The organism is Dyadobacter sp., assembly GCF_051859145.1.
GTDB lineage: Bacteria > Bacteroidota > Bacteroidia > Cytophagales > Spirosomataceae > Dyadobacter.
In genome coordinates this window covers 1-5,116 of the sequence record NZ_JBHYGF010000314.1, presented here as the reverse complement: position 1 = coordinate 5,116, position 5,116 = coordinate 1, and the positions used below count along the sequence as shown (strand labels likewise).

At 50.0% G+C, this 5,116-nt stretch carries 5 protein-coding genes; 2 read left to right on the top strand and 3 right to left on the bottom strand.

Translation table 11 applies throughout. The features are described from left to right. Positions 1–2,015: PAS domain-containing sensor histidine kinase (locus tag ACTIE6_RS17230; RefSeq protein WP_439557822.1), on the top strand; the 2,015-nt coding region annotated here is incomplete at its 5' end. 17 nt (positions 2,016–2,032) lie between these two features. Here the strand turns inward: ACTIE6_RS17230 and ACTIE6_RS17225 are convergent. Together ACTIE6_RS17225 and ACTIE6_RS17220 are read right to left on the bottom strand one after the other, a co-directional pair. Beyond that, positions 2,033–2,323, bottom strand: a complete 291-nt coding sequence (locus ACTIE6_RS17225) for a GNAT family N-acetyltransferase (RefSeq protein ID WP_439557821.1) — start codon at positions 2,321–2,323, stop codon at positions 2,033–2,035. A gap of 9 nt (positions 2,324–2,332) precedes the next feature. After that, on the bottom strand, positions 2,333–3,247 hold the full coding sequence (locus tag ACTIE6_RS17220; protein ID WP_439557820.1) for a sugar phosphate isomerase/epimerase family protein: 915 nt from the start codon (positions 3,245–3,247) through the stop codon (positions 2,333–2,335). A gap of 104 nt (positions 3,248–3,351) precedes the next feature. Here ACTIE6_RS17220 and ACTIE6_RS17215 point away from each other — a divergent pair, with 104 nt between their 5' ends. Next, the gene (locus tag ACTIE6_RS17215) at positions 3,352–3,849 is read left to right on the top strand and encodes a VOC family protein (RefSeq protein ID WP_439557819.1); all 498 of its coding nucleotides are present in this window, start codon (positions 3,352–3,354) and stop codon (positions 3,847–3,849) included. Positions 3,850–3,863: 14 nt separating this feature from the next. Here the strand turns inward: ACTIE6_RS17215 and ACTIE6_RS17210 are convergent, their stop codons facing one another. Beyond that, positions 3,864–5,051 (bottom strand): glycoside hydrolase family 5 protein, encoded by a 1,188-nt coding sequence (locus ACTIE6_RS17210; RefSeq protein WP_439557823.1) that lies wholly within the window; start codon positions 5,049–5,051, stop codon positions 3,864–3,866. Between the last annotated feature and the right edge of the window lie 65 nt (positions 5,052–5,116).

Here is a 5,116-nt window from a genome sequence, read left to right as displayed (position 1 = left end):
CGGAACAGCTCAGGTTGGAAGAAGCGCGGCGGGAAAGCGAAGAGAACCTGAAATTCGCTTTGCATGCAGCGGACCTGGGCACCTGGAACTTTGATCCCGTGACCAGGAAAATAGCTATGAATGAGCGCTGTAAGGAACTTTACGGAAATCCTGACGATGATGAATTTGAATTCGGCAAGCTTACTAAATACATTCATCCAGACGATTTAACGAAAGTAAAAGAGGCGGTTTTCGCCTCATTAGATCCGCAGGTCCGTGCGCCTTACGAAGTTCGCTACCGTACCATAGGCGCAAAAGACAATGTACTGCGCTGGCTGCATTGCAAGGGACAGGCTTATTTTACAACGGAAGGTGTGGCTTACCGTTTTGCAGGTATCACCAGGGAGATTACCGATGAAGTGATCCGGCAGGAAAAGATCAGCTGGGCTGACAAACAAGCGGCGATGAGCATTGAAGGCTCCGGCGCAGGCTCCTTCCTGGTTGATCCTGATACAGACGAAATCATTTACTCGCCGACCATGGCGCGTATCCTAACCGGAAATGAAAACAGGCATATTACCCGGCGTGTTTTTGTTGAGCACGTGCATCCGGACGATATCCGTATCCGCGAAGAAGCATATGAGATCGCTGCAAAAACGGGCGAGCTCAGGTATGAAGCGCGGTTTATCTGGGTGGACAAATCGGTTCACTGGGTGCGGGTGATCGGGCAGTATATGTTTGATATTAATGGGAAACCAGCCACGCTTTCAGGGATCGTCATGGATATCTCTGACCGCATTGATTCGGAACTGCGGCTTCGGACGAGCGAGGAACATCTGCGCACACTGATCGCGCAGGCGCCTGTGGCTACCACCCTGTTTGTCGGGCCCGAATTCATCATTGACCTACCCAATGCAGCAATGCTCAAACTATGGGGCAAAGGCGATTCTGTGATCGGAAAGCCACTTGGTGAAGCACTACCGGAACTGAAAGACCAGCCTTTCCTGGATATCCTGAAAAGAATTTACACAACCGGAGAAGCCCATTCCGAACAGGGTGCGCGCGGTGAAATTGTGGTAGATGGTATTTGGCAGACATTTTACTACGACTATACTTACAAGCCGCTTAGAAATGCGGCAGGTGAAATTTACGCAATACTCGATATGGCAGTGGACGTAACCGAACAGGTAAAATCCCGGCAGGCGCTGGAAAAAAGTGAGGAAAGATACAGGCAACTGGCGAGTGAACTGGAAGGGAGAGTTCAGCAACGTACAGCAGAACTAAACCAGACCAATGCAGAACTGATCAATTCGAATAACAACTTGCAGCAATTTGCCTACGCTGCCAGTCACGATATGCAGGAGCCGCTGCGCAAGATCCAGTCTTTTGGATCGAGGTTGCAAATGCTGTATGCAAAAGAGCTGGATGAGAATGGTGCGTTTATGCTCAACCGGATTCAGGATGCTTCCAAAAGAATGTCAGTTATGATCGATGATTTGCTGGCCTACTCGCGTCTTGCCACCAGAGATGCCGAGATGACGGCTGTAAACCTGAAAGGAATAGTCAGCAACGTACTTGCAGATTTGGAGATCTCCATTCAGGAGCACCAGACCGAAATCATCGTAAATGAAATGCCCGAAGTACATGGAAATGCATTGCAGCTGACGCAGCTACTCCAGAATCTGGTTAGTAATGCGATCAAATACCGTAAAACAGAGGTACCTTCCAGAATCGAACTGTCGTACCGGGACGCAACAGATACCGAACTTTCGACCATTCCCAAAGTTCTCGAAGATCACGGCTACATCAGGCTGCAAGTGTCGGACAATGGGATTGGTTTTGATGAAATGCATTTAGACCGCATTTTCCAGATGTTCCAGCGCCTCCACGGCAGAAGTGAATTTTCCGGATCGGGGATCGGCCTCGCTTTGTGTAAAAAGGTTGCCCAGAACCACCACGGCCACATTACTGCCACTAGTACCGTGGGTATTGGCTCCAAATTCATTGTTTTTTTACCAAAATCATCAAAAAAGTAAGCTGCTTAACCAGCAGCTTACTTTTTCCAGATATCTTCAAACTGGTCGGGGTGCCGGCGGAATTGTAAATGCACGTACTCGCAAAGCGGCAGGACTTGCAGCTTTTCTTTCCGGGCATAACCAACCATTTCATCAAACATCTGCTTTGCCATACCTTTCCCTTCCAGCTCAGGATCCACTTCGGTGTGGTACACGGTCAGCACGGTATCGCTGACACCGATTACCATTTCTCCGACCTGTTTGTCACTTTCCTCCAAATAAAACGCGCCACGCTTGCGGGCATCCAGTTTCAATTTTACTTCGCTCATAGTTGTATTTTAAACGCCCTCCGCTACTTTCTTCATTTTAGCCAGACCAGTCTTCGCTACCAGCAATGCATCCTGCGCGTAGTAACCCTGGTTGAAAACTTCAAAAGAGAGGATTACAGGCTTTTCGGGATTTTTAAGATTTTTCAATAGCTCTTTCAATGGCGCCACTCCGTCACCGGCATAAATCCGGTCTGCATCCGTGATCGTTTCACGCGGTGGCGTTTTCGGATAATCGTTGATATGAAAAATCTCGACCAGCGGCTTGCCTACATCCTTTACACTATCCATGCCAGAGCCACCTTTGTGAAGGTGATACACATCCATTAATACCCTTGCGGAAGGGTGCGAAGCCTCCACAGCTACATATAGCAGCTCACCTACCCTGCTCAGGTTTTTGGAAAAACCCCAGAGTTCAAGATGCGGCGTAACGCCTGTTTTTTCTCCCAGTTCAAGAATCGCGCGGTAACGTCCTGCTACCTTTTTCAGATCAAGCGGTTCACCGGTGGTAGCGCCCATCGGAGGTGCTGCCACGCGGGTACAGCCAATTGCAGCCAGCTGCTCCATTTCCATTTTAAGTTGTTCGAGCGCCTTTCCCCTGGTGGTATTATCGTCTACAATCCAGGGAGCAAAGCCGATCGCATCTTCCACTTTCAGTCCCAGGTCTTTCACAATTGCACTGGCTTCTTTCAGCGAGCCGCCGTTTTTCAGGTAATCCTGCAAGGTATTGATCCAGATCTCCACAGAACCATAACCCGCCTGGGCAGCTACTTCGAGCTCCTTCCGGAAACCCAGCTTGTGCCCGCGAAGAGTACTCATATTAAGGGAATAAATAAACGGCTGCTTTTTTGCAACAGCAGCTTCAACAGGCAAAAGGCTTGTTCCGCTCACGGCTGCTATAGAAGATAATGCTTCTCGGCGATTCATAAATGTCTTGGATTGGGAAAATAGGTTTAGTTGGTAAAGGTACCTGCGGGAATTTTTTACCGCAACTAAATGTAAATTGCGTAACAAACAAGACGGACTTTCCTATGGAATTGAAAGACTACACCCTGCCCGCACTGACCCGCATCGGCCACGTGCATTTGAAAGTAGCAGACCTGGAACGGGCGCTGGATTTCTATTGCGGCTTGCTCGGCTTTGAGATCACAACCCGGTACGGCGACCAGGCAGTCTTCATTTCCGCCGGCGGCTACCATCATCACATCGGCCTGAACACCTGGTACAGCAAAGGCGCGCCTCCTGCTCCCCAGCACGGTGTCGGACTTTTCCATACGGCCATTCTGTACCCTACCCGCAAGGATCTTGCTGTGATTTTTAACAGGTTACAACAGGCACGCTACCCGCTCAGCGGCGCAAGTGATCACGGTGTTTCGGAAGCATTGTACCTCAATGATCCCGACGGAAATGGTGTAGAACTTTACTGGGACCGGCCACAGGATCAATGGAGCTACCTGCCCGACGGTTCCATTGAGATGTTTACCAAAAGTTTAAACTTGCGCGGACTCCTCGCAGAGCTGGAAAGATAGCCTCTGCTTGACCGTCAATATTTCATCAGCAAAGTCAGCAGTTTACGGTCCAGCTTTTGCCCGTGCCAGTCTTCATACGCCACATCCTCGCGCCCGGAATTAAGCAGGCCGAAATCGCCGGAAAACTCCCATAATGCATAACCGATCCCGTGTGATGTCAGGATATCCAGTACATCCCCGAACCAGGCAAGGAAAACAGCATGCGGCGTTTTCTTCCAGGCACCGCTTTCACCGCAATGCACCCCTACTCCCTTGTTGACGAGTTCTATCCAGGGCTGGTAATATTTTTCAAGCATTTCACGGCCGAGATATTGCTCCCCTACCTGCCCCGGCCATTTGGGTTCCGGTGCCTGATCGGGATCTTTCATCGCCCAGGGCGCTTTGTAATGCGAGATAATGCCCGGGTGGTACCCGCGACAGCTCTGCGCAATGTCCAGGTCGGCGAGCTCGGGCACTACATGGGAGCCTCTGTTATTTCCATCGGCCACAATCAGGTGGTTTGGGTTTTCTTTTCTGATCGCCTGCTGTGCACCTATTGCTACTTTTCTGTACACATCGCCGGGTACTGCAGAGCGTTTTGAATGCTGATCGTTCATATCTTCTCGCATACTCGGTTCGTTGAGCAGGTCGAAACTGATCTTTTCAGACGAGGTATTCTTGTATATCTTCGCCCACATATTCCAGTGGAAGTAAAAAGCTTCCTGCGCCTTTTGATCGGTCCATAAATTATAAGGCTCGTGAAAACCCGCATTAATGCAGTACCCCGGCGCGCGGTGCAGGTTCAGGCTTACGTGCATGTTGTATTTGTGCCCCAAGGCAACGAGCTGATCTATTTTCTCGACTTGTTTTTCCTCAATGCTGTACACTTCCTCCGGAGTAATATTCCGGCTTCTGTCGAATTTGAGATAGTATGGATATGCAATGGGAATGCGGACAAAATCAAAGCCCCAGTCGCTCATCCATTTAAGCTGTTCCTCAGTGGTCGGCTTGCGTTGTTTGTCAGGCTCTGGACCGAAGAAGTCAAGCAAATTGAAGCCTTTCCATTTAGGCAGCTTGTTCCTGGCCAATTGCCTTTCCGGCAAAGTAAAGGCGCCGCGCGTCGATACGCCGGGCGTCGACACGCCGGGCGTCGATACGCCGGGCATACTCAGCCCGGCCGCTGCTAACAAGCCTGTATTTTTTATGAAGATCCTGCGATGCATTGCTGAGCTATGTTGATGTATTTCGTTAAAATACATCGCACAGCCCGTTTTTACTGTCCCTGCCG